Raw genomic sequence first — 24,920 nt, 5'->3', positions numbered from 1 at the left:
TTTCGTTATAACTACTTTTGTCTATTTACTTCTCTTCTTTTCATTTCTAAAATTCCAATAATCACTAACAATGAAGCTGCCATAAAAATCATTGGTAACATTGATGAAGTGTCATCACCAGTTTTAACAATAGAATTATTTAATACATCTGGATCTTTATTTACTTCTGCTTGTGTATAGTCCTTAGCGACTAATGTATAGATTGAAAAACGATCAGTCTCAAAAGTAATAATATTTTCATTTGCTAAGCTAGATTTTAAGCCATTAGCTTCATTATCGTGCAGTCTAACTATTCCAAATTGACGGTTTTTCTTAATAAATTCACTAGGAATTGTCATAGATAATTTGATTGGAGACGCCATTTCACTAATTTCTACACCATTTATTTCTGGGATGATCACGTCATCTTTTGAATAAGCTGTAGCCGTAATAGAAATATCGTAATAAGCTAATATTTTCGCTCCATCCTCTAAAACTTTTTCAATCTTATCTTTCTGATCTATCGTTATGTCACTTTCTGTTAGATTTTTCAATGAAAGTTGAGCTTTAATAACAGTTCCCTCAGGTAAATTTCCTAAAATTTCTGCATAGTGTTTATTTAAATAACTCATCACGCTTGTTTGAACTACTTTTTGCGATTCTTCAGCAAGCTCTAATTTACTCCCACCTAAGTGCTCAACCACAGTTTCTACAGTTATTTTATCAGCAGGATCTTGTCCATTATCTCCTGAGTCACCACCAGACACACTTGATAATATTACTGCTGGACAATCGAATTCTATACTATTTTCAGCTTTATCATTTACATATACATATGTAATTTTTGCTGGTGTAAATTCTATTTCAAAATCTTTATTACTATCAATTCTAATTGTTCCTAAAGTAATCTCTTGCTGTTCAAATAACTTAGTTTTATTCGATAATAACAAATCGATTTTATTTTCGGAAAGATTATAATCATATATTGAAGCTAGCTTCTTTAATCCTTCGTCCAACATAAATGCATTTTGATATTCTTGAATTGATTTTGACGTATTAATAGATAAATGCATCGTTGCAATTTGACGTTCAAACATTTCTTGACTTAAATGTAGTTTTACTGTCAACTCATCGCCAGCTTGATTAGGTGTCAAAATAATATGTGGCTTATCTGTTGTAATTTCGTGTTCATTATCATTAATAGCATAAATATTAGTTGATAAAGATAAACACATTACTACAGCTATAAAAAATTGAAATATTTTTTTCATTATTTACCACCTCTCTTTTGATTTCCGATTGTGATTGAAGGTAATTCAGTTGGAATTTTCACTTCAAAAGAATCACTTACTAAACGTTGACCAGCATTTGTTTGAGCATCGTTAACGCGATACAACTCTGGTTTAATTGAGCCAGGAAGTTCAACTTTAACAAAATTTCCTTCATCATCTTGATATCCAAAGCTATTTTCTATGATTTTTCCAGTTTCATCAGTTTCAGGAATTAAATAATAAATCCAAGTTCCTTCACTAACATCAGCTAGATCCCCATCTCCAGGATCTTCTGCAAAAATAGCTTGATAGCCACTTAAAATTTCATCTTTATTATATCTTAATTCCACAACATTATAAGCTGGATTTCCAGCATATGTTCCTGTAAAGATCAATGATCCCTTTGGAATTGTATTATTTGCATCTAGTTTATAATCACCGCTTAATATACCAATACTATTTTCTTGCGACATATCAATATTATCACCTGTTGGTCCTAAGACATCAATTTCCGATAAACTAATATCATTTTCATCAACAGCAACAATCTTAATATAACTACTTGAATATGAAACCAATGATTTATTATTTTCTAATTCATCATTAACAATCTGGCTAAAATATAATTTATTTTCTTCACCTGTTTTTAATGAGTCTTCTTTTACTAAAGTCCAGTTGTCCTTATCATCACTTACATAAATCTGTACTTGATTAAATGACGGGTTAGTTAATTTAACCCCGGTTATGTCAGCCAAAGTATTTAGTGAAACAATAAATTCACCTTGTTTTGTATCTGTACTCCCTTTATAAACATTTTGATAATTGTTATCAATTAAATCGTTTACTGCTTTTTGTTCTGGTAAACATGGTGTTGAATCTTCATCACCAACTGCTTCATCATTATCTGAAATAAGATTAGTTTCAATCAGCCATTGATCTTTATCAAGACTTCCATCATGAGAAATTTTGATTGGTTTTAAAGTCAACTCTGCAGTTCGATTTAATAATTTATCATATCCAATGATTGAATAAGTAAAAACACGATTATTAACAGTTGAAACAGTATCTGTAAATGTTGTTTCACCAGTTTCTGCATTTACAAATCCAACTGCTTGACCGTTTCTTAAAATTTCATAACCTAACATTGCTCCATCAACTTTATTTGTGTTAGAAATAGTTAATGTTACTTGATTACTATTTTTGTCATTTGATAATGATGCATTAATTTCAGTGTCTACAGACATTCTAGCTTTACCATCTAAACGATAAGCCATTGAATCATCATCTAAATATTGTATTTTATCTGTTTCTGCTTCAAATTGGCTAATAAATGCTTTAGTTTCTTCATTTGGAATAATTCCCCATGCTGTAAAGAAATCTGTTAAATCTTTGTTAGCTGCTGCTGAAGCTAAACGTACAAAGTTTTGTTGAGCATCACTGTTTAATTTTAATGCAGTACCACCTTCAGGAATATTCACCTTCCCAGGATTACGAGCATAATAATCTACTCGAGCAAAGAACAATGAATTTAATTGTTCCTCGTGTGAATCATATAATTTATAATGATAATTTTGATCATAAGCTAAATGTAATTGCCAATACATTGCCAATTGTGTAAAGACATTACTTGACATTCCAACCGTATTTGAAGTTACTTTTTCATAAACATCTGGATATTTAAATCTTGTTGTATCATTAGAATCACGATTTTGTGATAATAATGAGAAATAGTTATTAGTTATTTCTGCAATTGCATAACTTCCTTGATTAATGTTATGTCCAATTTCATGGGCAATTCCCCAACCAAATAAAGAACCCGATAAATATTTTCCATTTTCTGCTGCTTCAAATGGAATTCCATTTGATAAACCAGATACTGAACCCCATTCAATTCCGATATGATTTCCACCAGCGTACATAAAAGCACCAGCAAACATTCTTTGATAACGGATATTTAAATGCTGAGCAGGATAGCGATCATTAATAGCAGCTGCATTTTCATTAAGCCCCTTATTTTGATAGAATAATTCCATCATTTGATCCATTGCATTTAATGAATTTAATAATTGATTTGCCTTTTCATCTAATGTTGTACCTTTTAAACCAGCCATGATTTGTTTACCTGATACTGAGTACAGCATATGATCAAGCATAATCTCAGTAGCTCCTAAAATACAATTTTTCTCGTCATAATCATAGTTAACACTATTGTCATCACGATGAAGTTCTTCGTGTTTTGAAGCCATTTTATTAATTTGTGTTTGTAAACTTTGAAGATAAGTTTTTACTTTTTCTAATCGTTCATTTTCATCACTAACTTGATATAAATCTAATGTAGCAATCTTTTCACCGCCTGATACTCTAACAGCAATCTTTTCATTAGAATTACCAGTATATTGAACATACACAGATCCACCTTTTTCAACTCCGATAGACTGTAATTCTTTCATACTGATTTCATTTTTACCAACTTTTAAGCTAATTGGACTACTAACAAACGAAGCTGATTCAGCATGATATTGCGAATATACAAGTTGTAAATTCACAGCTTGTCCATTACGTTTTCCTTCTTGACCTACATAAACGATAAATGTATCACCAGGATATGTAACATATCCTAACGGTTGCCAAGAGTTTAATCCTCCAAATCCAAGGTTTCCTTGTTTACTTGCTGCAATTCCATTATGAATCTCTTGCATATTTTGTAGTGCAGTTCCCTCAACAACTTGTCTTGCTTGATTAAGCTCTAACTGAATTAAATCTTTAAATGGATGTAATTCTTGTGATACCTCGTCAGGTGTATTCAATCTAGTTTGTAAATCATCAAGCGTTGTAGAAGTAACATCATCTCTTACAGTTAAATGGAATGAATCTGTAAATAAAGCATTGACATCTTCTTCTAATGAATCATAGTAATAAAAATTAAACTCTGAAATACGCATTGTTCGATTTGAACTTTGTACTCCAAATCTAACTTTATTAGTTTTTATTGGTTTCGCAAGATGAGCGATAAAATAAATTCTTCCGTTATCATCTGTTTTTCTTCTGAAAGCATCGATCGAAGCGTCTACTTCTTTACCACTTTCATCATAATATGAAATTCCAATATTATTAATACTACTATCATTAACTGGTCCAGCAAATGAAATATAGTTCATTTCATAGGTATCATCAAATTCAAACGTCAAACGCCAATTACGGTGATAACTAACTCCAAAATCCCAGTCATTGATTTGTAGATAAGAATCATAGTTATCATCTACTAAAGCTAAAGCGCTATTAGTTGTCGTACTCACTTCATCTAACGGGCTATTTACGATTTCTGTAACTCCATTATTTCCGTAGTAAACATTATTGATATGATTTGATAATTTCCCTTCACCATTTGAAGTATTAAGCAATTTATATTGTGGTAATTGAGCAGGTAAAATATTAACCGTCGTTGCTTCACTTACTAAAGAAGCTGGCCCTGTACCTTTTTTATTATTACCAGTAACATATACTTCATATTTAGTATTATCCTTTAAAGAAGTGATTGTATATGAGGTTCCTTCGTATTTACTTACAGCCTCAATATACTCTCCATTCCCCTTTTCACGATAAAAAACATTGTAAGAATCTGTACTCTTCATATCTTTCCAAGATACATTAATCGAGCGATAAGCACCAACTGCTTTTACATTATCAGGTGCATCAGGAACTTTTGAAGCTTGTGGTGTAGCCTCAACTGCAGCTGAATAATCTGATTCCCAAAGTGAATTTTTATCAGCATCATTAATCGCTTTAACACTAATTTTATATGTTTTACCATTTAATAGATCTTTATCGTTAAATGATTTTAAATTAAATGAATTGACATTAGAGGCATGCTCCTCAGTCTTACCATTATAGGTTATTTTTACTTTATAACCTGTAACGTTATTTAATGCATCCCACTTAATATAGAGTTCTTCATCTAACTCATCAACTGTAATTCCTGTCGGAATATCTAATTTTGGAGCAGGAATATGATCTTCCATCCCATTTAAAAACTCTACTTTAGAAATTTCTGCTAATGATTTAGAAGATGTTCCTGTTACTTTAATCGTAACTTTTTTTACTGCAATTTGAGTTCCTAAATCAATTACAATTGATCCATCAGCCTGAACGATTGCTTGTCGTGAAGCCATGCGAGCACGTGATTTAGCTGTACTGATAACTGCTTCTATCTCTTCTCCATTCTCAGCGACAACAATTACACTACCTTCTGTTATTGCATTTTCTTTAGTGCCTTGAATCGTCAACTGTGTAACTGCTACTGGCTTTTTAACTTCAAGACTCATTTGAATCGGATTACTTTGTGAAATTTCTTCATCTTTTTCTGGCTTTAACTTAAGCGTTTCTTCTTGAGCTGTCTCACTAAAAATATTTTCTATTTTTCCCTCTAAAGTTCCTTGTAACTCATCATTATTTAATGAGACATTGTTTACTAACAATGGCTGAGTTTCAATAACTGGTTCCAATCTTGTAACTTGAGTAGTTCCATTATCACTATAAGCATATGTAAAAGTGTGTAAATCTAATAAATCAATTTTATTATTATCATCAATATCTAATAAAGAATTAGAACTATCATTATTAAAAATGGCAGTAGATAATATTTTTTTATCTTTGCTATCAATTTTACCATCCTTATTAAAATCACCATATGCAAATGTACCAAATCCATTGCCTTCAATATTATCAGCAACTGAGTTTGTATTGACATACTTTACAGTAGTTTCATTGTTATTAACAACAACCTCTTTACTAACAGTTTCATAACCATCACCTTGAATTGTTAAAGTATATGTTCCATTAACAATATTCTTAAATTCAAAGATTTGACTATTTTCTTTAGTCGAATCTAATTCTCCAGTGTAAGTTTGTTCAATATTAGCTAATTGTGCTGACAAAGTACTAATATTCTTTTTAAAATACTGCGTATTAATAATCAGTTTTACTTTACCCGTTATTGAAGAATTCTTAACATCAGCTGTTTTTTCTGGCGACGTTGATTCATTATTAACTGTTTTTTCATTAGTTATCATTGAAGAATCGTTTTCATTTTTTGTTGATTCACCATTTGTAACTGATGTAGTTATTTCTTGCCCCTGACTTTCATTATCAGCATAAATAGTTAACTGTGTTGACCCCAGCAAAACAACTACGACAAGAAAAAAAGCAAGTATTTTCTTCATTGTAATTCTCCTTTCCTATTTGTTATTTTTGTCCATTTAATGGGCTTAACTCGCATTGCAAATCAATGTTACGTTATTTATTTTTACTGTGCTGTTTCTATTTTATGCGCACAAAAAAAATGCACACATAAAAATAGCGTACACATACACGAATGAATGCAACTGGCTGCCATATCATAATTGATGAAGGCCCTATAGCTTTGCGTACTTCTTTTTTCAAAGAGTTTGCCATATTTATGAACGCCATGATTATACAATGACTATGTGATAATGTCAAAAAGTTTGCTTAAAAAATGTATTATAAAAAAAACAATTTTATTTTCACTAAAAAAACCTCCAAAACCAAAATAATCACCTTTATATCATGTTATTTTTATTCCAACTCCTCTACTATTTTAAAATCATATTTTTACATATATTAAAAATCAACTCATAAAAGGTGTTTTATCCTTTGAGTTATTGAACTAATAACAACTTTTTGAAAATAAATACAATTTCCCAGGTAATAAATTTCGATATTTATTTTATATAACAAAAAAATGACTAGTTAAATAAGCTGGTCATCTTTTCGTTATATTATTTATTACAGTTAATCACCGATTAAAAGACTAATTTCTTTATTTTCCCAATAATATTATCAACTTAAGACCAGATCTTTTAAACAATTTATCAATTAGAATTGAAGCCTCAAAGGCAGTCCCGGATGTCCTGAATTTGCCTTTTCAACAGTATCAGCGCATAATACTCTAATGGTACTGACTGTTTTTCTATCAACTGCTTCCATATTAGCCTCCAAATACTGCTCGATAGTCTTTTTGGAATTTTTCAATCCCCTCAGCAGTCAAAGGATGTTTCAGCATTTGTTCAATAACACTGTAAGGAACAGTTGCCAGATCCGCTCCGGCTTTAGCACATTCGATAACATGACAGGCGTTTCTGACACTGGCTGAGATGATCTGCGCTTTGATATCATGCGTTTTGAATATTGCGGCAATATCTCTGATCAGCTGCAGTCCGTCCATCGAGATATCATCGATTCTTCCAACAAATGGAGAAACATAGGTTGCTCCGGCTCTGGCTGCCAGGATTGCCTTTTGGACTTTGTTGCTTTAAGGCAACTCATCCGCTTAATATGATTTGTTATTTAGTTCATCTCCTTTGAGCAACGATTCGCTATTACTTCTGCTCTCCCACACCTCATGATGTGAAACTTGCAAATCACTATATGATTCGTCGACAACTACGCTCACGAGAGACTTTCACCCTAGATATATGGCATGCCCATCACCCTTAAAAACTGTTGACTTTTCTACTTTGCCGTCAATTTTTAATGTTTGTTTTTAAATAAAATCAGCGCCTGCTGTATCTTATAAGTACGATAAAAATCAGTCAACATCATAATAACTACATACCCTAAACAAAATAACATGTATAAATTAGTTTTTATAAATAAACAAACGATCATTCCAATAGCTATCACTGTTAATGTTACTTTAGGATATTCAATTAAATCAATGATTAGATAATGCCATGCCTCTAAAAAAATACTGATTAAAAGGGCCAACAAAAAATATAATATAATCACTTGAAAATCAGTGTTTACAATCACTGTAGGAGTAATTAGATGCCTAAATAATAAGATATAAATAAAGCTCAACGATAGATTTATGCCTATTCTTTCTAGCACTTCAATCACCTTATTTCTAACCTTTCTTTAAATTTCTTCAAATAACTTCTTGTTAGGACTAGCATGATTCCATTTTGCATATACAAGGTATAACGAGAATTCAGTTCAGGCAGCATATACTCAATATAATTAATATTTACAATTATCGACCTATTTATCCGAATAAAGCTATATTTATCTAATAATTGCTCTAATTCATATAGTTTATAATGACATAGGTACTGACATGTCTGTGTGTTTAAATAGGCCTCTTTGGAAAATCCTTCAATATAGACAATATCTTGATAATTAATCCTATGTATCTTCTCAGCAAGATAACCAATTAAATACCGTTCGAGCATCTCATTTAAATCACTTTCAACACTTTTTAAATTATTGAGTGTAAAAGTATAATATAACCCTGCATATTCTATTCCTTGTTCCACTAAAATAATATCTAATTCTTGATAACGAGCAAAAAATGTTTCTAATTTTTGACGATGTTTCTCATTACATATTAATTTCAATTTTTTAGCTCCAATTGATATAACAATGTTTTGCTTTTATTATTTTCATCATATAGAATTATTTTTATTTTTAGCTCATTATCGTTTTTAATTGGTATAACACATGGTAAACCAGAAATATAATTGTTCTTAATTTTTTCATTATAATACAGCTGATATTCATGATTTCCCTGAATCAAATATGCTTTCAGTATTTTAAAATTAGTATTTTTTAAATGAATGTCTGGTTTCTTTAATACATTATTTTCACTAGTAATATCGATAGTATCATCCGGCAATACTGAATTATCATTAACTTTAATACTCACTTGTTTAGAAATTTCAATGAGTTCATCACGAATATAAATACCTGGGTATGCAACAGTTTTAGTATTGGTCGTTTTAAGTGTTCCTGTTTTATTATTACTCTCATTCCAAATAGAACAATATTCAATGATCACATCATCATTTCGATAAGCATAAATCGCATAATTTGTAAAAACACTTCGATCCTCTAAACGATACATTATCGGATCAGATAAAAAAGTTATTCCACCTATACTCATGATCAAAGCTATGATTGCAATTAGCCAATATGTTTTCTTTCGTGGGTGAACTCGCTTGATTAAAATTTTCGTATATCGCTCACTTAAATACTGATTTATCTTATTTAAGTGATACGTAATGCAGCAAGCCTTATAAAATATATATCCATAGATTCCAATCATAGAAAACCATAGTAACGAAACGAATAAAATATTTAATATCGGAAATGATAAAATAAAATTGATAATTATAAAGTTTTTAATATGTTTTTGATATTTTTCAATTTCAATATAATCGCTACTTATTCTCTCAATTCCTTTTAATACAAAATATAACATTGCAAAACTAATCAATCCTTTAACAAAAACAAATTCATTAAAATCAATACCTTGGTTCAATAAAAATTACTATACATAAAGCTATTGTTAAAATTAATGCATAATCAAGATACTTTTCTCTTAACCGTTTACGGATACATAAAAGTCCTAAAATCATCAAAAGAGCCGAAATATAGGCAGGAATTAAATTTACATCATTGATCGTTAATTTAAGACCATACATAAAAATAAATGCTAATGCGATTAAACCAATTCCCATAATTATTACCTCTCTCTACTTCAAGTATATCTAATAATTTAGATTGTTTCATGCCTTTTGGTCTAAATTGCATTAAATTAGCCTGAATTACAAAAAAATCACAGTAAATACTGTGATTACCAACGTTTTATAATTACATGCAGCTTAGCTAGATCCATCTCTAAAATTTTACCAATTTCCTTTTTTAAATAAACTTCATTTAATTTTGTCTTGGCAATAAATTCGTTATTATTCTTTTCAAATTGAGCTAATTTTTTAAATCTCTCATCTTCACATAAATCATAATAATAGCCATCGTCAAATGATACAACTAAAATATACTCATGTGGTTCTTTATTACTACGGTGACTATACCAATATACAAATAATAAGATTAAAATGATTGCAACCGCCCCAATAATATAATAAATATTCATTCTTCTACCTCCGACTATATCAATTTAACTAAAAAAACTTTACCTTATTATTAGTAACAAATTTGACTTTGAATAATTTTTTTACTTAATCATCTAAATTATAACATTTTATAAAAAGAAAATCCCGTAGAATAATAACATTCTACGAGATCTGGGAAGTAATTCATTTACTATTTATATTCTATCATATGATAAGTATTTTTTCTACCAATCCAGCTTTAAAAACAAACTACCCTTTTAGTTTATTCCGCTGCTCCATTTCTCTTTTTACTAGAGTACTTTCATAATTATCTATTTTATGCTTTAAATAGCTGATGATCGACTGTAATTCTTCAACTTGTGCTTCTAAATTTCCTAATTGTTCGATCATAATATCTTTTCTTTGAGAAATCGTATGCTCTCCTTCATTAAATAAATCTACATACAACTTTATTTGCTCAATTGTCATTCCAGCAGCCCGCATACATTTAATAAAATTGATTCGACGCAAATCCGGTTCCTGATAATCTCGATGACCACTAATATTTTTTGCTACAGGATTCATTAATCCAATTTTTTCATAATATCGTAATGTTGTCGAACTAATCCCAAATTTTTTACTAACTTCTGCAATTGTCATTTTCATCACCCTCTTTATATAATTATAAGTCATAATTTGTAGACCTTCAATTTTTATTTTAATCGATAAATCTTCATTTGAGCTAAGCAAAGAATGACACCAACTATTTGCATTAATGCCCCAAGATAAAAAATCATCCGATAACCACTAAAGGCAGCAATAATTCCCCAAACAACTGAACCAATTGCATACCCAATATCCATTGCAGCATAATATGTCGCATTAGCAATACCGTTTTTACTTTCCGGCATTCGCTTAATTAAAAATGTATTAACAATCGGGGCAACAGCTCCAGTTGCAAATCCAGCGGGAAGCGCTAAAAACAGGAGTTGGTACATCCTAGTTACTTGACCAATTAAATATACACTAATAAAAAATAATAAAGAATTTAATAACAACATTTTGAACTCACCAAAATGAATAACTAGTCTATTCATAATAAAACGCGAACTAATCATTCCAATTGCATTTACTGAAAAAAACATTCCTGCTCCAGCAAATCCAAGACTAATTGCATATAGAGAAACAAATGAGGTAATTGCACTTTGCGTCAAGGAATTAAAGAATAATACTAAAATCGGAACAATTAAAATAAGCCAATTAATAGTTTCTTTCTCTTTATTTTGATTTTCTATGCTAACAATTGATACATCTTTACCCAGCAGCATTAACCCAAAAGTTAAAATACAAATTAATAATGAAACAATAAAAAGCAATTTAAAGCGATCATAATTAGCTCCTAAAATACTATAAGCAATCGATGGTCCTACTACCCCTGTTAAACTGTTGGCAATAGAAGCATAACTAACCCCTTCTAATAATCGATTAGGATGACACATTTTGGCAACATATGTACTAGCCCCAGTTGAAGCTATTCCAAACCCAATCCCTTGCATTATTCGATAAATAATCGCCAATTCAATTTGCTTACAGTCAATAAAGAAAAATGCTGCAGCCATCATCAACGTTATACCACCTAATATTACTTTTTTACACCCAAATTTATCTAACAAAATACCCGCAATAAAACGAACACACAAAGCTGCCAAAGTAAAAATTGATGTCATCAATCCTGCGTATGTATCTAATCCAGTTAAATTTTTAGCAAAAATCGTTAGAACCGACAATACAATATTGGAACAAAGGCATATTGCGAAAAGAATTATTACTGATAATAGATACTTTTTTGTCCAAAGTTTTTCTTTCACGACTATTTTCCTACTCGTTTAGCATTATCAGAATTTGGATCCCAACGTTCTGCCTTTAAATCCATATTATCTAATGCTCTTTTTATATTTTTCAAATCAACCTCATCTAAAATAACTTTGCTGGCTTTAATATTTTCTTCAATCCGACTTAGCTTTCGACTTCCTGGAATAGGTACGATCCAATCACCTTGAGCCATTACCCAAGCTAAAGCGATTTGAGCTGGAGTTACCTGTTTTTCTTTTGCTAACTTCTTGATCAATTCAACTAGTACTTGATTTATTGCCATATTCTCTTTTTTAAATCGTGGTTGTTTACTTCTAGTATCATTTTTAGAAAAAGTTTGATTAGGGTCGATCGTTGCTGTTAAAAATCCTTTACCTAATGGTGCAAATGGAATAAATCCTATTTTCAATTCCTTTAATGTATCAAGTAATCCATTTTTTTCAGGTTCTCTAAAAATCATCGAATACTCACTCTCAACTACTGTAAGTGGGCAAATAGCATGAGCTTTTCTTATTGTTTCAACGCCTGCTTCTGATAATCCCCAATGCTTTATTTTTCCTTCCGCCATCAATTCTTTCATTGTTTGAGCAACAAGCTCAATCGGTGTTTTAGGATCAACACGATGTAAATAATATAAATCCACATAATCTGTTTTTAAACGTTTCAGTGATTCTGATAAAGAAGTGCGAATTACTTCAGGACGTGCATCTAAAACCTGCTTTCCATCAATCACCTTGATTCCACACTTAGTTGCGATCTGATAATTATCACGGGGATAGATACTCAATGCCTGTCCAACTAAATCTTCATTATATAAAATTTCTCCTGTTTCACTAACACCTTGATAACACTCTGCAGTATCAAACATTGTAATTCCTGCTTGATAAGCACCGCGAATTACTTCAATCATTTCTTTTTGATCACTCGCATCACCAAAACCATGGGTCATTCCCATACATCCTAGACCAATTGCTGATATTTCAAAATTACTACCGAGTTTTCTTGTTTCCATTTTCTCTTCCTCCAATATCTTTGATAAATACATCCTAATACTTAGAGTCAACTATAAGTCAATAGTTTTAACTAAAAAAGAACAACTCCCTTATTCATAAAATTAATAGATTGTTTTTCGTAAAATACATTATTTTACTCGTTTTACTAAATAGATATAAATGTTGATAAATTTAAGCAAATAATCTTGAAAAATTAACATATAATGGTACAATACATACGGTCTTAAATATACAAGCTGATTACAGGGGGAAAAGCCAATGAAAGCATTTTCACAAATGAACAATAATGAGTTATGTGAATTAAAAAAAGAATTAGAAAAAAGATATCTTGATTTCAAAGCAAGAGATTTAAAATTAGATATGTCACGCGGTAAACCAGCTAGTGAACAATTAGATTTATCACTCGGTTTATTAAAACAAGAAGATTATATGATTGATGGTATTGATTGCCGTAATTATGGTGGCCTTGAAGGTTTACCAGCAATGCGAAGATTCTTTGGTGAATTATTAGATGTAAATGAGAAAAATGTTATTGTAGGTGGAACGTCTAGTCTAACATTGATGTATGATTATCTTAGTCAAGCTATGTTATTTGGTGTCATGGGAAATACTCCATGGTCAAAGTTAGATAAAGTAAAATTTTTATGTCCAGTTCCTGGATATGACCGTCACTTTGCTTTTTGTGAACATTTCGGAATTGAGATGATCAATATTCCGATGAATAGTGATGGTCCTGATATTGAGACAATAAAAAAACATCTTCAAGATGAAAGTGTTAAGGGAATGTTCTGTGTTCCTAAATATTCTAATCCTCAAGGAATCACATATAGTGATGATATTATTAAAGCAATTGCCAGTTTAACACCAGCAGCAAAAGATTTTAGAATTATATATGATAATGCTTACTGTGTTCATGATTTGAATGAGCATGGCGATACCCTTTTAAATATATTTAACGAATTGCCTAAATATCAGCATGAAGATATGGTCATCATGGTCGCTTCAACATCAAAAATCAGTTTTGCTGGAGCGGGTGTATCATGTATTGTTGCCAGTGAAAATAATATTGTGGACATAAAAAAAAGATTAACGATTCAATCTATCTCGCAAGATAAAATGAATCAATTAAGGCATTTGAACTTTTTTAAAGATGTTGCTGGTTTAAAAGCTCATATGAAAAAACAAGCAGTTTTATTAAAACCTAAATTTGATTGTGTAATCGAACACTTAAATAATGAATTAGGCGGTAAAGGAATTGCTTCATGGATTGAACCAAATGGCGGATATTTTATCAGTCTCGATGTAATGCCTGGATGTGCTAAACGAATTGGGGAATTATGTAAAGATGCTGGTGTCGTTTTAACAACTATCGGAGCAACTTACCCATATGGAATCGACCCACAAGATACTAACATTAGAATTGCTCCATCATATCCTTCAGTTGATGAATTATCAAAAGCCGCTGAACTACTATGTATCTGTGTGCAATTAGCTTGTTTAGAAAAACTATTAAAATAAACTTAGCGAAAGGAAACTTATTCCTTTCGCTTTTTATTTCTTAATTTTCCAATTACAGCCATCACTATTAATGTGAGAGCAGTAATAATATATAAATTCCCCAAAATAAAATCTAAACCATTATTATTTACATGAATCATTAGATTTGGACAAATAACTGAAAAAATTAAAAATACTGTACCGAAAAATAAACCTTTTACTAGACTCGCTGATACATCATTTTGATGACATGACTCTTTAATATTCATCTTCATCAATTCTTTTTCATCAATACTATCATAATAGAAGATTGCATCATTATTAAATTCATCATTAGCGTAATTATTTTCAAAATACTGCCATCCCAAATTTTGATATTTACGTTTGATTAATACTAAGTCATTGGAATCAACAATATAGATACGTTGCAAATCCTTTTTCTTTTTAAATTTTAATACATCTAATCTTAAAGGTTGAAAAAGACCAAAAGGAATAATAGTTTCCAAAATATAATTATGCTGTACTTTTTTATTTAAATACTTCTCTAGTTCCTGACTTCCTAAATAAAGCTTGATCCTCATCATTTCAATCATTCCTTTCAATTATTAGATAATATTGCATTAACTTTAACAATCTCATTAAAATATTCATCTCGTGTTAGACCATGTCGATTTAAAATTTTATCGATCTTACCATCTTTCATATATAACATTTTAGTTGAATACGAGGCAACAAATGCATCGTGAGTCACCATAATAATTGTTGTTTGAGAATCATGGTTGATTTTCGAAAATAATTCCATTAATTCTCTAGAATTATTACTATCAAGATTACCAGTAGGTTCATCAGCAATAATTATTTCAGGTTTACTAATTAGGGCTCTTGCAATTGCCGCTCGCTGCTGTTGCCCACCAGAGCACTCATATACATGTTTATCGAGTATGTCCTTAATACCTAAAATCTGTGTAACCTGCTCTAAATTTTCCTGCCATTCTTTTTCACCGATACTATTTATAATTAACGGAAAAAGAATATTTTCACGAATCGTTAAAGAATAAAGTAAATTATAATTTTGAAAAATAAAACCTAACTTTTTCTTTCTAAATTTTGCCTTTACTGCCCCACTCATCCCAACAATACTTGCACCTGAAATATTAACAATTCCTGAAGTTGCTTTATCAATTGTTGATAAAATATTTACTAAGGTCGTTTTTCCAGAACCAGAAGGCCCCATAATACAAACAAATTCATTATTTTTAATTTCAAAACTAAGATCATCTAAAGCAATTTTTGGTGAAGGACCTAGTTCATCATATATTTTCTTTAAATTTTTAACTTCAAGCATAATATTTGTCATTTTTAATTTCCTCCTTTCTTTCATATAGAATAATCATTTCTGCTAACATATAAGGAATTAGATATTCAGCCATAATAATAAAAGTTGTCATTATTCCCATTCCCTGATTAAAATAAAAGACAATAAAAATATTAAAAATATAAATTATTGACAATATCCAAAGATGACGAAAATAATATTTTATTTCCTGCATATAAACAAAATCAATTTCTGCTCTTGCAAAGCCAAGTTGATAGATGGCATGAAAGTGTTCTCTTCTTTGTATATGATCAATTTTAAAACGATTTATAAGCGTCAAACTCAATAATATATTTGTAATAACAAATGCAAGATGCATCTCAAAATTGAACAAACTATTATCAATAGTCCCACAAATGAATGGCACGATTCCGATCATTGCTACCATTAAGATTAAAATAAAAGATTTTGACTGTTGCATAATCAAACTTACATCTTCTTTAATTAATAGGTCTTTTGCCGTTTTGCAGTACTTTAAAGCATTTCTATTATAGTGATGTGGTAAATAATGCCGAAACACTCCATAGGCACCGACTGCCCCAAAAAATGAAAATAAGATATATCCACCAACTTGATTATTTCCAGTATACATACATATTAAGCCAAATATATAAATAAGAGGATAAATCCAATCCGGCGGTTTTATTGCACGAGTATCTTTTTTATAACTAATTATATTATGATTTTCAAGTAATTCTGTTATTCCAGTACGCATAATAAAACCACTATTAAATAACATAATTACCAATATCATCGCTAAAATTACTGCTAATCCCTGCATCAAAGCATCAAAACTAAGGACAAAAATATTTGCATCAACACTTAAAATTTCGTATATCACCATTTTAACAATTGGACTTATTCCCAAAAAAACTATAATTCCAATCATTGAAGAAAAAAGGACAATACATAATACTTGAACCAAACTGTATATAGTTCGTTTAAAAAAGCTTAGCCCTGATAAGACAGTTAACCCCATTTCTCTAGATTTAAGTCTAATAAAATAATTGCTTGAATATACCATTAAAACGACACACATAAAGATCATAAAAAACGTTAATAACGCATTATATAAAAATTGAATATTTAAAAAATCTAAATTACCACTAATCTCTGGTGATTTTAGAATTTCCATAAATAATAAACAAACAGTTACTGTTGAAGCTATACAAATACATAAATCAACAGCACTCTTTTTTTCTAACTTTAATAAGTGCAATGCCATTTTAATCATCTTTACAATCTCCTCTTTTTATTAACTTTGTAAAACACTTATTAATACTTTTGCTAGCTCTTTTGAATATCTCAGTATATGGTGTTTTTAAAGCTTTAAATTGTTCATTTACAAGTTTATCAATACTATGCTCATTATCCTTTAATTCTTTTAATGGATAAATATAACTCTCTTTCATAATTGAAATATAATTCTCACGAGGATTATCTAAATTATATTCTTGGGACCAACTGCTAAAATGTTTATTTAAATATTTATTTAACATTACTGGATCATTTCTATCTCGATAAATTCTAATAAGACCTAATGGATCATTGATCGGAACAGATAATGAAACTATATAATTAAATAGATTATTTATCTGACTATTATTCATTATTTGAAAAGAATACGTATCACTAGTAGTATGAATATCAAGATCAACATAATAATTCAAAAAGAAATATGCCTTACCATCACACCCCTTTGAACTACACATCGATAAATCAATCTGCATAATGTCATTACAATTAATTTTCACTTCATTAAAACAAAATTCATTTTGATTAATCAACAGACCCTCGTATTCATGATTTATAGAATTATCAAAAATAACCTCTACTTTATGCCGTTGTATATATGCTTTAATTTTTTCATCAATATCTTTTAACTCAATTTGTAATTGTTCAATATACTCCTGTTTTCTTTCAAGTACATATCTAATTGAAAGTTCACTATTCATTATTAGTTTTATCTCATCAATGGATATTTCCATTGAACGTAATAGTAAGACCATTTTTAATGTATCAAGATCTTTAGATGAATAATTCCGATAATTATTTGCATCTCTTTGACAAACAACTAAGCCTTCTTTTTCATAATAAATTAGTGTTTGTTTAGTTATGCCAAAAATCACTTCAACCTCGTGTGTTGTCATAATAAAACCTCCCTTCTACCTAACATTTAACACTATATACTAAGAATACAGTCAAGGATTATTTATCAAACAACTCAATTAATTGCTTTTTAAAACTATTTCCAATTGGCAATATGGAACCATCTACCAGTTCTACGCAATTTGCAGCGATTTTAATAACAGCATGAAGATTAACAGCATAAGATTTATGGATTTGAATAAAATTTTCATTTTTCATTTGGCAGACAAACTCGCTTATATTTTTTCTTTCAATATATTCACCACTATTAGCATGAATATGAATGTAATGTCTAAAGGATTCAACATAATTAATTGAACTTATTCTTACTTTAGAAATAGTTCCGCTATTTTGAATTTGATAAGTTTTAAATCTTTTTACCATGACATCACCAAGCTGACTCATGAGATTATCAATATCTTCTATAAATTTATTGGTTCGAATATAATTAAAGGCTTCTAACTCATAACCTTTTTTTATTAGCTCTAAATCTTCTAAACCAATCAATACGATGATTTGCTGATAATCCTCTAAACGAATCCTCTTTAAATTTTCAATTTCAGCAATATTTTTAATTTCCATCATATAAACATCATAATTAACTGCTTCTTGGTAATCCATGATTTGTAGATCATCACATAACTTAAGCAGTTCTATTTTTAAGATATTTTTGATATCTTGATTTTTTATTGCCATTGCGATCCTAATCATGATGAACCCCGCTTTCAATTTCATCGATATATTGAGATACCATACGTTTAGGATTAGCAATAACTTCTAATAAATTATATGGATCATTAAGCGTTATTCCAAGAGACTCAATATGTTTACAAGCCATTACAAACTTTTGTGATTCTCTTGTATAAAGTGCTTCTAGTTCTACAGTAGTACCATCTTTCATTGTAATTGTAAAAGTTATAGGATGCCCAATTAAACCAAAAGGAAATATTGGAACATCATGCCAACCTAAATCAATCCTATCCATCTGTTGAACTTTTAAAGCGAGGAAATAGCTATTTTGCTGTTTAGGAAGATAAAAAGCTTTGATTCTAGCTGTAAATTTTCTAAACGAACTATATTTAAATACCTCTTCATCGATACTCCACCACATTCCAGAGCTATAAATTATTGGACCAGCAATAAAAAAATTAATAATTAAAATAACAAGGCCTAAAAAAATTCCATTGACGATTGAAGCATGGTATTGAACTTCAAATACAATCAACATTGTCGCAAATGGTACCCATATCAACATATTGACAATAGCTAAAATCCTTCGCGGTTTTCCGATTACATATTTTTTCACGTCCATCTCCTCCTAATTTTATTTTATCTAATTATTATTAAAATGATATACTTATGGCACGTATTGAGATTTACTGGCACAAAAAAAGATTAATGATTCTGCTCATTAATCTTTAATACGATTTTTTCGATATTCTAGGAAATCATTAAAGAACATCCGAATTACACAAATTAACGGAACTCCTAAAAACATTCCCAAGAATCCAAAGAGACTCCCAAATATGGTAATCGAGCAAATAATCCAAAATGGTGATATTCCTACACTATCGCCTAAAATGCGCGGTCCTAAAATTAAGCCATCAAACTGCTGTAACGCAAAAATGAAAAGAGCAGTCCAGATTGCTGGCATTATCCCATTTGTTAATAATACGATAAAAACTACAGGCACCCCACCTATGAATGGTCCAAAATAAGGAATCATGTTGGTAATAAAAACAACAAAAGCTAATAATGGGAAAAACGGTAAGCCCATCAGTCCAAATCCGACTAGTGCAATCAATCCAATAATGACTGAATCAATGAATTTCCCATAAATAAAATTACCAAAAATACGATGTGATTTAATCGCATAACCATGAATTAAATCCAAATTTTCTTGACTAATAAAACAAAGCATAAAACGATCAAAAATACGTGCAAGTTTTTCTGCTTCAATCAAAATATATGGACAAAAGATCAAGCCCATCAAAATAGTTAATAACGTACTCCCCGTTTTACCTGCAAAAGCAATTACTTCCATAAAATCATTTGCGCTAAGACTTTTGATAGAATCAACAAAAGTCTGCTCCACCTGGATAATCGTTCCAGCTAAATTAGGATCTTCAAAAGAACTATTTATCGATGCTTCAAAACTCTTAACATATGTATCAATATTTTTAGCAAATTCTACTGCATAATCCATAACCATAGGAATTAACCAGGTCAATAACAAAATAATCATTAAAATTACTGCCAAGCTCACTAATAAAACACTTAATACACGTCTATGCTTTTTCAAAAATGAGCTTTGACAGTTTTCAAACAGTTTAGTCACCATCTGTACTAACGGCTCTAAAAAATAGGCTAGTACCCCACCTATAATAATCGGGAAGCACGCATTTAATAATACCGAAAACCATGATGGTTCAAATACCTTATAAACAACTATTAACAAAATTCCGATTATTAACAGTCCACTATATTGTTTTAATTTATCTTTTTGCATTTATAATTCTCCTTAGATAGTTATCCTAATTATACCATAATTATGCAGGCATTTCCCCTTTTTATTCCACTTATCCAAAAGTTGCTCTATATGCGACAACGTCATTACTTCATAAACCTCTTTACTAACTAGATCATATAAATGGAAATCATCATTAATAACAACTAAAGTTAGACCGTATTCACTTAATTTTTCCAAAATAAAACCCTCCTCAATGCAGTTTATGCATTAAAAGAGGGAATATTACTCATATACATGATCAAACTTAAAGAAAGCATTACACCGCCAAATACATCACTAAAATAATGGACTCCCAAATATATACGACTTAATGTCACAAATAATATAATTATTATACATCCGCTGATCAACAACTTGCGATATTTCAACTTACTATGATACAAATAATAAATAAATAATCCATATAGACAAGTTATTGCCATTGCATGTCCACTAGGAAAACTATAATTAGTTTCGTTGACTAAATGCACAACACTTGGTCGAGGCCGCTTAACAATAAACTTTATAATTCGATTAAGCAGCTGCTGGATAAATGACGCTGCTAAGCAAACTAGAGCAATTCTTTTACTGATTATAAATGAAACACAGATTGCTCCAATAATCCCGATAAAACTTCCTAGATGAGTTACCATAATTACAATTGGTGTTACTCTTTCATTAATCAGTATTTGCAGCAATTGATAAACAAAATTATCGATTGGTTTAATTATTCCAGTCATAATTAGAAAATAATCAAGGATAAACAAAGCTAATGGGATTAAAAAAAACCACTGTTTATAATTCTTTTTTAACTTTAACGCCATTTTCTTTAACTATAAATGCTGGTACCCCAACAACTGTACAATTATCAGGGACATCCTTTAACACAACTGTTTGAGCTCCAATAATACTATTATTACCAATCGTAACATCACCAATAACCTTTGCTCCTGCTGAAACCATGACATTATTCAATAACGTTGGATGGCGCTTTACTTTGTGTTCACCAGTTCCAACTCCACCTAAAGTAACACCTTGATATAAAACACAATCATCACCTATGATCGTTGTTTCACCAATAACTACCCCCATACCATGATCAATAAATAAACGCTTTCCAATAGTTGCCCCAGGATGAATTTCGATTCCCGTAAAAAATCTTGCAATTTGGCTAAACATCCGTGCTAAAAATTTTAAATGTAATTTCTTCCACAAAAAACTATTGATCCGATAACAAAACATTGCATGTACCCCAGGATAATTAATAATCACATTTAAGGCATATCTCGCAGCCGGATCCGTCTCTAGTACTTTTTTTATTAAACTCCTATTTTCCATACTCTCACTCCTTCTAGTTAATATATCGATAAATCATCAATAATGCAACTAATATATATTATATTTATGAAATTTTTTATTTTTTTTCTAGGCAAAAATTAAACAGAACTCATCCCCCATGAGTTCTGTTTAAACGTTATTAGATACTATTATAGTGTGTATCTTTCTTCCCCTACATAAATCATTAATTGATTTATAAATAGATTATAGCTTCTATAAGAAAAATGTCAATATAAATATTGAAAAAATCTAATTTTTTTATTATTTTTTAGTATATTCATAAACTATAAAGTGAAAATCATAAATTTGTATACAATTATACACTATTCAAATAAAAAACTGCTATTAAGCAGTTTTTAAATTCCATATAGTTTTAAAATAACATTATAAGCTTTATCAATAATATTTTTAGATAAACGACCTTCAATCGAGAATAAGCGTCCATATGTAGTTTTTCGAAGTTCCTTGTATAATTTAGGCTTGGTATATTTTAAATAACTCCACAAATCATCTTTATCTTGAATACTCTCAGGTGAACCATCATGAGATAAAAGAGCACAAGTTATCAAAGTAATCATTGATAGATACTTGATCATATAATGACGTTGCTTACGAGAGCGCAGTGTATAAATATCATAATAATCAATATATTCACGTGCTGTATCTAATAATGCAGGAATAAAAATATCGTTATTAATAACATTTTCAAATGGATTACGGCCAAAACAGTATAAAGGCATGTCGATATAGCAAAATGATCTAATATATGGAAGAGGAGCGTAGGCAAACATCTCCATATAAAAAGTTGCATTTAGAGGAAAATTATCAATCACTTCTTTAATAATCTTAGTTTTTATAATTAATGCCGGTGTTAATAAATATTGCTGTTTTTTAAAATGTTTTATTTCATGCCAGCCAAAAATTTTATCACTTGGCAAAAGCGAACGATAGCTTACTTTGCGTGGTCTTTTTCCATAACAACAAAAATAATCGGTTACTAAAACATCCAGATTTGCTTGTACTCGAATAATATCTTTTAATGTTTCAATGACCCGTACTAAAGATGCCTGATCAAACCAGTCATAACTATTCAAGAGTTTAAAATATAATCCGGTGGTATACTGATAAGCACATTTAATATCATCGATATTTTCAGTATTTTTAATAACTTTAAAAGTATCAGGGTATTCATTTTGATATTCCATTGCTACTTCATAAGTTTCATCAGTTGAATTTTTATCAATAATAATAACTTCTAGTTCATCTTTTAATAATAAACAGGAACCCAATGCTTTGTGCATATACTCGATTGCGTTGTAACAAGGAATACAGATAGTTAATAACTTCATAATAGCCTCCATTTATATTCTTAGTTATATCTTAGCATATTTATGGCATAATATATAGTTGATATTGCATTTGGGACGATTTTATGGTATTTTATTTAAGTATACGTTAAAGGAGAATTGCTATGTATTTCGTAATAAATTGTTTTATTAGTGCAGTATGTATTATTTCTTTAATTTTATTCACTGAAGTCTTTCCTAAATGGACTAAATTATTAGTTGGTGCAGTACAAGTTGTTACAACTTCTTATGCTATTGCTATTCTAATTAAAAAAATCGGTGAATGGACTTCGGTATGGTCAGGAGATTATAAATACATTAATAGTAATTTCTTATGGATCCTACCTATCGTTGCTGTAATTACTATTGCAGTTGCGTACATCTGTAATAAAAAATCAAAAAAAGCAGCAAAATAAAAACATGAATTCAAATTCATGTTTTTATTTTATACCTTTTTCTTTAGCAATTGCATCTAATGTTGCTGCCATCCGAGTTAATGCTTCGATAACTTGTTGATCATCACGATAAACACCTAATACAATACGTAGATGTCCTGCTCCACCGGGTCCATAATTAATTCCATCATTAACCGCCACTTTAGCTTCACTAATAAGACGCTTACAAATCGCACTACTATCGCCTAAAGCGCTAACATCAACCCAGGCTAAGAAACCAGAGGCTGGCAATTCCATTGAAACCCCAGGTACTGTATTTAAAATATTGTAAGCTTGATGACGACGAATATCGTAAGCACGGTTGAATTCATCCATAAATTCAGGATGCTTAAAAGCTTCAATTGCAGCAATTTGACTAACAGTATTAGTTGCCCCAATCACACTTACCGCACAACCATACATCACATCCATAATTACATCACTTGCCATAATATAGCCAACTCGATAACCGCTTAATCCCATCCCTTTAGAAATTGAACAAACGGTAACTGTATGTTCAAACATACCATCTAAAGCCATCGGTGCAATAAACTCATTTTCAAATGTAAAATCTTCAAAAGCCTGATCACAAACAAGTACTAAATCATGTTTTAAAACCACTTCCCTAATTGCCATAAGACTTTCATGATTATAGACTGTTGTAGTCGGATTATTAGGATGAGTTAAAACAATCATCTTAGTCTTGTTACTAACTAGTGATTCTAATGCTTGTTGATTAATTTGATAATCTTCAGCTTCATTTAATTCAAGAACTACCGGCGTAGCCTGCATCATTGTAATATTTTGCATATTATTAGGATAACTTGGACAAGGAATGATTACTTCATCACCCTTTTCCAAGAAAGGATACATTGCAAAGAATAAAGCACTATCACTTCCAGGCGTAATAATTACGTTTCTAGCCGGATTTAAATCTACCCCATACATTTTCTTGGCTTTTTGACAAATCATTGCCCTAAGCTCCATATTTCCCGTTGGAGCAGTGTAATGCGCTGCTACAGGAGATTTTATTGCTTCAAGTGTTTTTTCCATAATATGCTCAGGAATTGAAAAGTCAGGCATAAAAGGATCGGCCCATCCCATTAATGCTACTCCATTTTCAGCTAATTTAGCAAAACTATCACCAACATCCGCTTTTTCTACCTCGCTGAATAGCCCGCCTTCAAACCCTAAAAACTCTTTTTTCATTCTATTTTTCATCTTAGTAC

Annotated in this window: 26 protein-coding genes and 1 riboswitch; of the genes, 2 read left to right on the top strand and 24 right to left on the bottom strand. The window is 30.3% G+C overall.

What is annotated here, in order from left to right:
- Window positions 1-11: 11 nt before the first annotated feature.
- The 12 genes from EYR00_RS04230 to EYR00_RS04175 all read right to left on the bottom strand — a co-directional run bounded on the left by EYR00_RS04230 (window position 12) and on the right by EYR00_RS04175 (window position 13,043).
- Window positions 12-1,250, bottom strand: coding sequence for a hypothetical protein (locus EYR00_RS04230; RefSeq protein WP_003534778.1), 1,239 nt, complete (start codon window positions 1,248-1,250; stop codon window positions 12-14).
- Window positions 1,250-6,469, bottom strand: a complete 5,220-nt coding sequence (locus tag EYR00_RS04225) for a fibronectin type III domain-containing protein (protein WP_003534780.1) — start codon at window positions 6,467-6,469, stop codon at window positions 1,250-1,252. Before EYR00_RS04225 ends, EYR00_RS04230 begins: the two co-directional genes overlap by 1 nt.
- A 154-nt stretch (window positions 6,470-6,623) precedes the next feature.
- Window positions 6,624-6,709, bottom strand: a riboswitch (cyclic di-GMP riboswitch).
- A 433-nt stretch (window positions 6,710-7,142) separates the two neighbouring features.
- A complete protein-coding gene (locus EYR00_RS04220; RefSeq protein WP_020994506.1) occupies window positions 7,143-7,253 on the bottom strand; it encodes a hypothetical protein in 111 nt (36 codons plus the stop codon).
- A gap of 1 nt (window position 7,254) precedes the next feature.
- Window positions 7,255-7,557: a transaldolase family protein gene (locus EYR00_RS04215; RefSeq protein ID WP_227163500.1), complete on the bottom strand. Its 303-nt coding sequence runs from the start codon at window positions 7,555-7,557 to the stop codon at window positions 7,255-7,257.
- A gap of 239 nt (window positions 7,558-7,796) precedes the next feature.
- The gene (locus tag EYR00_RS04210) at window positions 7,797-8,156 is read right to left on the bottom strand and encodes a hypothetical protein (RefSeq protein ID WP_224209072.1); all 360 of its coding nucleotides are present in this window, start codon (window positions 8,154-8,156) and stop codon (window positions 7,797-7,799) included.
- 5 nt (window positions 8,157-8,161) lie between these two features.
- Complete coding sequence (locus EYR00_RS04205; protein ID WP_003534786.1) at window positions 8,162-8,662, bottom strand: LytTR family DNA-binding domain-containing protein; 501 nt, start codon at window positions 8,660-8,662, stop codon at window positions 8,162-8,164.
- Window positions 8,659-9,585 carry a hypothetical protein gene (locus EYR00_RS04200; RefSeq protein WP_003534788.1) on the bottom strand — a complete coding sequence of 309 codons (927 nt, stop codon included), beginning with the start codon at window positions 9,583-9,585 and terminating at the stop codon, window positions 8,659-8,661. The genes EYR00_RS04205 and EYR00_RS04200 overlap by 4 nt, the downstream gene beginning before the upstream one ends.
- Window positions 9,569-9,784, bottom strand: coding sequence for a hypothetical protein (locus EYR00_RS04195; protein ID WP_003534789.1), 216 nt, complete (start codon window positions 9,782-9,784; stop codon window positions 9,569-9,571). The genes EYR00_RS04200 and EYR00_RS04195 overlap by 17 nt, the downstream gene beginning before the upstream one ends.
- Window positions 9,785-9,900: 116 nt before the next feature.
- Window positions 9,901-10,200, bottom strand: coding sequence for a hypothetical protein (locus EYR00_RS04190; RefSeq protein WP_003534793.1), 300 nt, complete (start codon window positions 10,198-10,200; stop codon window positions 9,901-9,903).
- Between the two features lie 229 nt (window positions 10,201-10,429).
- Window positions 10,430-10,819, bottom strand: a complete 390-nt coding sequence (locus EYR00_RS04185; RefSeq protein ID WP_008792037.1) for a MerR family transcriptional regulator — start codon at window positions 10,817-10,819, stop codon at window positions 10,430-10,432.
- Window positions 10,820-10,872: 53 nt separating this feature from the next.
- Window positions 10,873-12,027: an MFS transporter gene (locus EYR00_RS04180; RefSeq protein ID WP_003534796.1), complete on the bottom strand. Its 1,155-nt coding sequence runs from the start codon at window positions 12,025-12,027 to the stop codon at window positions 10,873-10,875.
- A gap of 2 nt (window positions 12,028-12,029) precedes the next feature.
- Window positions 12,030-13,043, bottom strand: coding sequence for an aldo/keto reductase (locus EYR00_RS04175; RefSeq protein ID WP_040434053.1), 1,014 nt, complete (start codon window positions 13,041-13,043; stop codon window positions 12,030-12,032).
- Between the two features lie 259 nt (window positions 13,044-13,302).
- On the opposite strand from EYR00_RS04175, the gene EYR00_RS04170 reads away from it, so the two are divergent.
- A complete protein-coding gene (locus tag EYR00_RS04170) occupies window positions 13,303-14,562 on the top strand; it encodes an aspartate aminotransferase type Ic (RefSeq protein ID WP_003534800.1) in 1,260 nt (419 codons plus the stop codon).
- 17 nt (window positions 14,563-14,579) lie between these two features.
- Here the strand turns inward: EYR00_RS04170 and EYR00_RS04165 are convergent, their stop codons facing one another.
- The 11 genes from EYR00_RS04165 to EYR00_RS04115 all read right to left on the bottom strand — a co-directional run bounded on the left by EYR00_RS04165 (window position 14,580) and on the right by EYR00_RS04115 (window position 23,260).
- Window positions 14,580-15,125: a hypothetical protein gene (locus tag EYR00_RS04165; protein ID WP_009299625.1), complete on the bottom strand. Its 546-nt coding sequence runs from the start codon at window positions 15,123-15,125 to the stop codon at window positions 14,580-14,582.
- A gap of 14 nt (window positions 15,126-15,139) precedes the next feature.
- Window positions 15,140-15,898: an ABC transporter ATP-binding protein gene (locus tag EYR00_RS04160; protein WP_040434055.1), complete on the bottom strand. Its 759-nt coding sequence runs from the start codon at window positions 15,896-15,898 to the stop codon at window positions 15,140-15,142.
- Window positions 15,879-17,150, bottom strand: coding sequence for a hypothetical protein (locus EYR00_RS04155; RefSeq protein WP_003534806.1), 1,272 nt, complete (start codon window positions 17,148-17,150; stop codon window positions 15,879-15,881). The genes EYR00_RS04160 and EYR00_RS04155 overlap by 20 nt, the downstream gene beginning before the upstream one ends.
- Window positions 17,143-18,066 carry a MerR family transcriptional regulator gene (locus EYR00_RS04150; RefSeq protein WP_003534807.1) on the bottom strand — a complete coding sequence of 308 codons (924 nt, stop codon included), beginning with the start codon at window positions 18,064-18,066 and terminating at the stop codon, window positions 17,143-17,145. Before EYR00_RS04150 ends, EYR00_RS04155 begins: the two co-directional genes overlap by 8 nt.
- 58 nt (window positions 18,067-18,124) lie before the next feature.
- Window positions 18,125-18,775: a LytR/AlgR family response regulator transcription factor gene (locus tag EYR00_RS04145; protein WP_003534809.1), complete on the bottom strand. Its 651-nt coding sequence runs from the start codon at window positions 18,773-18,775 to the stop codon at window positions 18,125-18,127.
- Entirely contained in the window at window positions 18,768-19,376 is a 609-nt protein-coding gene (locus EYR00_RS04140) for a hypothetical protein (protein WP_003534812.1), read from the bottom strand. The genes EYR00_RS04145 and EYR00_RS04140 overlap by 8 nt, the downstream gene beginning before the upstream one ends.
- A gap of 99 nt (window positions 19,377-19,475) precedes the next feature.
- The gene (locus EYR00_RS04135) at window positions 19,476-20,573 is read right to left on the bottom strand and encodes an AI-2E family transporter (RefSeq protein ID WP_003534814.1); all 1,098 of its coding nucleotides are present in this window, start codon (window positions 20,571-20,573) and stop codon (window positions 19,476-19,478) included.
- Between the two features lie 12 nt (window positions 20,574-20,585).
- Entirely contained in the window at window positions 20,586-20,771 is a 186-nt protein-coding gene (locus EYR00_RS04130) for a hypothetical protein (RefSeq protein ID WP_003534816.1), read from the bottom strand.
- A gap of 23 nt (window positions 20,772-20,794) precedes the next feature.
- Window positions 20,795-21,397: a phosphatase PAP2 family protein gene (locus EYR00_RS04125; RefSeq protein WP_003534818.1), complete on the bottom strand. Its 603-nt coding sequence runs from the start codon at window positions 21,395-21,397 to the stop codon at window positions 20,795-20,797.
- Window positions 21,369-21,911, bottom strand: a complete 543-nt coding sequence (gene epsC / locus EYR00_RS04120) for a serine O-acetyltransferase EpsC (protein WP_003534820.1) — start codon at window positions 21,909-21,911, stop codon at window positions 21,369-21,371. Before epsC ends, EYR00_RS04125 begins: the two co-directional genes overlap by 29 nt.
- A 356-nt stretch (window positions 21,912-22,267) precedes the next feature.
- Entirely contained in the window at window positions 22,268-23,260 is a 993-nt protein-coding gene (locus EYR00_RS04115; protein WP_008792048.1) for a glycosyltransferase family 2 protein, read from the bottom strand.
- 122 nt (window positions 23,261-23,382) lie between these two features.
- Between EYR00_RS04115 and EYR00_RS04110 the strand changes: the two genes are divergently transcribed.
- A complete protein-coding gene (locus EYR00_RS04110) occupies window positions 23,383-23,673 on the top strand; it encodes a hypothetical protein (protein ID WP_003534824.1) in 291 nt (96 codons plus the stop codon).
- A 24-nt stretch (window positions 23,674-23,697) separates the two neighbouring features.
- Here EYR00_RS04110 and EYR00_RS04105 read toward each other — a convergent pair whose 3' ends face one another.
- On the bottom strand, window positions 23,698-24,912 hold the full coding sequence (locus tag EYR00_RS04105; RefSeq protein WP_003534826.1) for a pyridoxal phosphate-dependent aminotransferase: 1,215 nt from the start codon (window positions 24,910-24,912) through the stop codon (window positions 23,698-23,700).
- Between the last annotated feature and the right edge of the window lie 8 nt (window positions 24,913-24,920).

Source organism: Thomasclavelia ramosa DSM 1402 (assembly GCF_014131695.1).
Taxonomy (GTDB): Bacteria; Bacillota_I; Bacilli_A; order Erysipelotrichales; family Coprobacillaceae; genus Thomasclavelia; species Thomasclavelia ramosa.
This window is presented reverse-complemented; position numbering and strand designations above follow the sequence as displayed.

Bases quoted from the DNA above. Each gene is read 5' to 3' on its own strand.
- EYR00_RS04230 (WP_003534778.1), bottom strand. From the start codon at position 1,250: ATGAAAAAAATATTTCAATTTTTTATAGCTGTAGTAATGTGTTTATCT.
- EYR00_RS04225 (WP_003534780.1), bottom strand. From the start codon at position 6,469: ATGAAGAAAATACTTGCTTTTTTTCTTGTCGTAGTTGTTTTGCTGGGG.
- EYR00_RS04220 (WP_020994506.1), bottom strand. From the start codon at position 7,253: ATGGAAGCAGTTGATAGAAAAACAGTCAGTACCATTAGAGTATTATGC.
- EYR00_RS04195 (WP_003534789.1), bottom strand. From the start codon at position 9,784: ATGGGAATTGGTTTAATCGCATTAGCATTTATTTTTATGTATGGTCTT.
- EYR00_RS04190 (WP_003534793.1), bottom strand. From the start codon at position 10,200: ATGAATATTTATTATATTATTGGGGCGGTTGCAATCATTTTAATCTTA.
- EYR00_RS04185 (WP_008792037.1), bottom strand. From the start codon at position 10,819: ATGACAATTGCAGAAGTTAGTAAAAAATTTGGGATTAGTTCGACAACA.
- EYR00_RS04175 (WP_040434053.1), bottom strand. From the start codon at position 13,043: ATGGAAACAAGAAAACTCGGTAGTAATTTTGAAATATCAGCAATTGGT.
- EYR00_RS04170 (WP_003534800.1), top strand. From the start codon at position 13,303: ATGAAAGCATTTTCACAAATGAACAATAATGAGTTATGTGAATTAAAA.
- EYR00_RS04165 (WP_009299625.1), bottom strand. From the start codon at position 15,125: ATGATGAGGATCAAGCTTTATTTAGGAAGTCAGGAACTAGAGAAGTAT.
- EYR00_RS04160 (WP_040434055.1), bottom strand. From the start codon at position 15,898: ATGACAAATATTATGCTTGAAGTTAAAAATTTAAAGAAAATATATGAT.
- EYR00_RS04155 (WP_003534806.1), bottom strand. From the start codon at position 17,150: ATGATTAAAATGGCATTGCACTTATTAAAGTTAGAAAAAAAGAGTGCT.
- EYR00_RS04150 (WP_003534807.1), bottom strand. From the start codon at position 18,066: ATGACAACACACGAGGTTGAAGTGATTTTTGGCATAACTAAACAAACA.
- EYR00_RS04145 (WP_003534809.1), bottom strand. From the start codon at position 18,775: ATGATTAGGATCGCAATGGCAATAAAAAATCAAGATATCAAAAATATC.
- EYR00_RS04140 (WP_003534812.1), bottom strand. From the start codon at position 19,376: ATGGACGTGAAAAAATATGTAATCGGAAAACCGCGAAGGATTTTAGCT.
- EYR00_RS04135 (WP_003534814.1), bottom strand. From the start codon at position 20,573: ATGCAAAAAGATAAATTAAAACAATATAGTGGACTGTTAATAATCGGA.
- EYR00_RS04125 (WP_003534818.1), bottom strand. From the start codon at position 21,397: ATGGCGTTAAAGTTAAAAAAGAATTATAAACAGTGGTTTTTTTTAATC.
- epsC (WP_003534820.1), bottom strand. From the start codon at position 21,911: ATGGAAAATAGGAGTTTAATAAAAAAAGTACTAGAGACGGATCCGGCT.
- EYR00_RS04115 (WP_008792048.1), bottom strand. From the start codon at position 23,260: ATGAAGTTATTAACTATCTGTATTCCTTGTTACAACGCAATCGAGTAT.
- EYR00_RS04110 (WP_003534824.1), top strand. From the start codon at position 23,383: ATGTATTTCGTAATAAATTGTTTTATTAGTGCAGTATGTATTATTTCT.
- EYR00_RS04105 (WP_003534826.1), bottom strand. From the start codon at position 24,912: ATGAAAAATAGAATGAAAAAAGAGTTTTTAGGGTTTGAAGGCGGGCTA.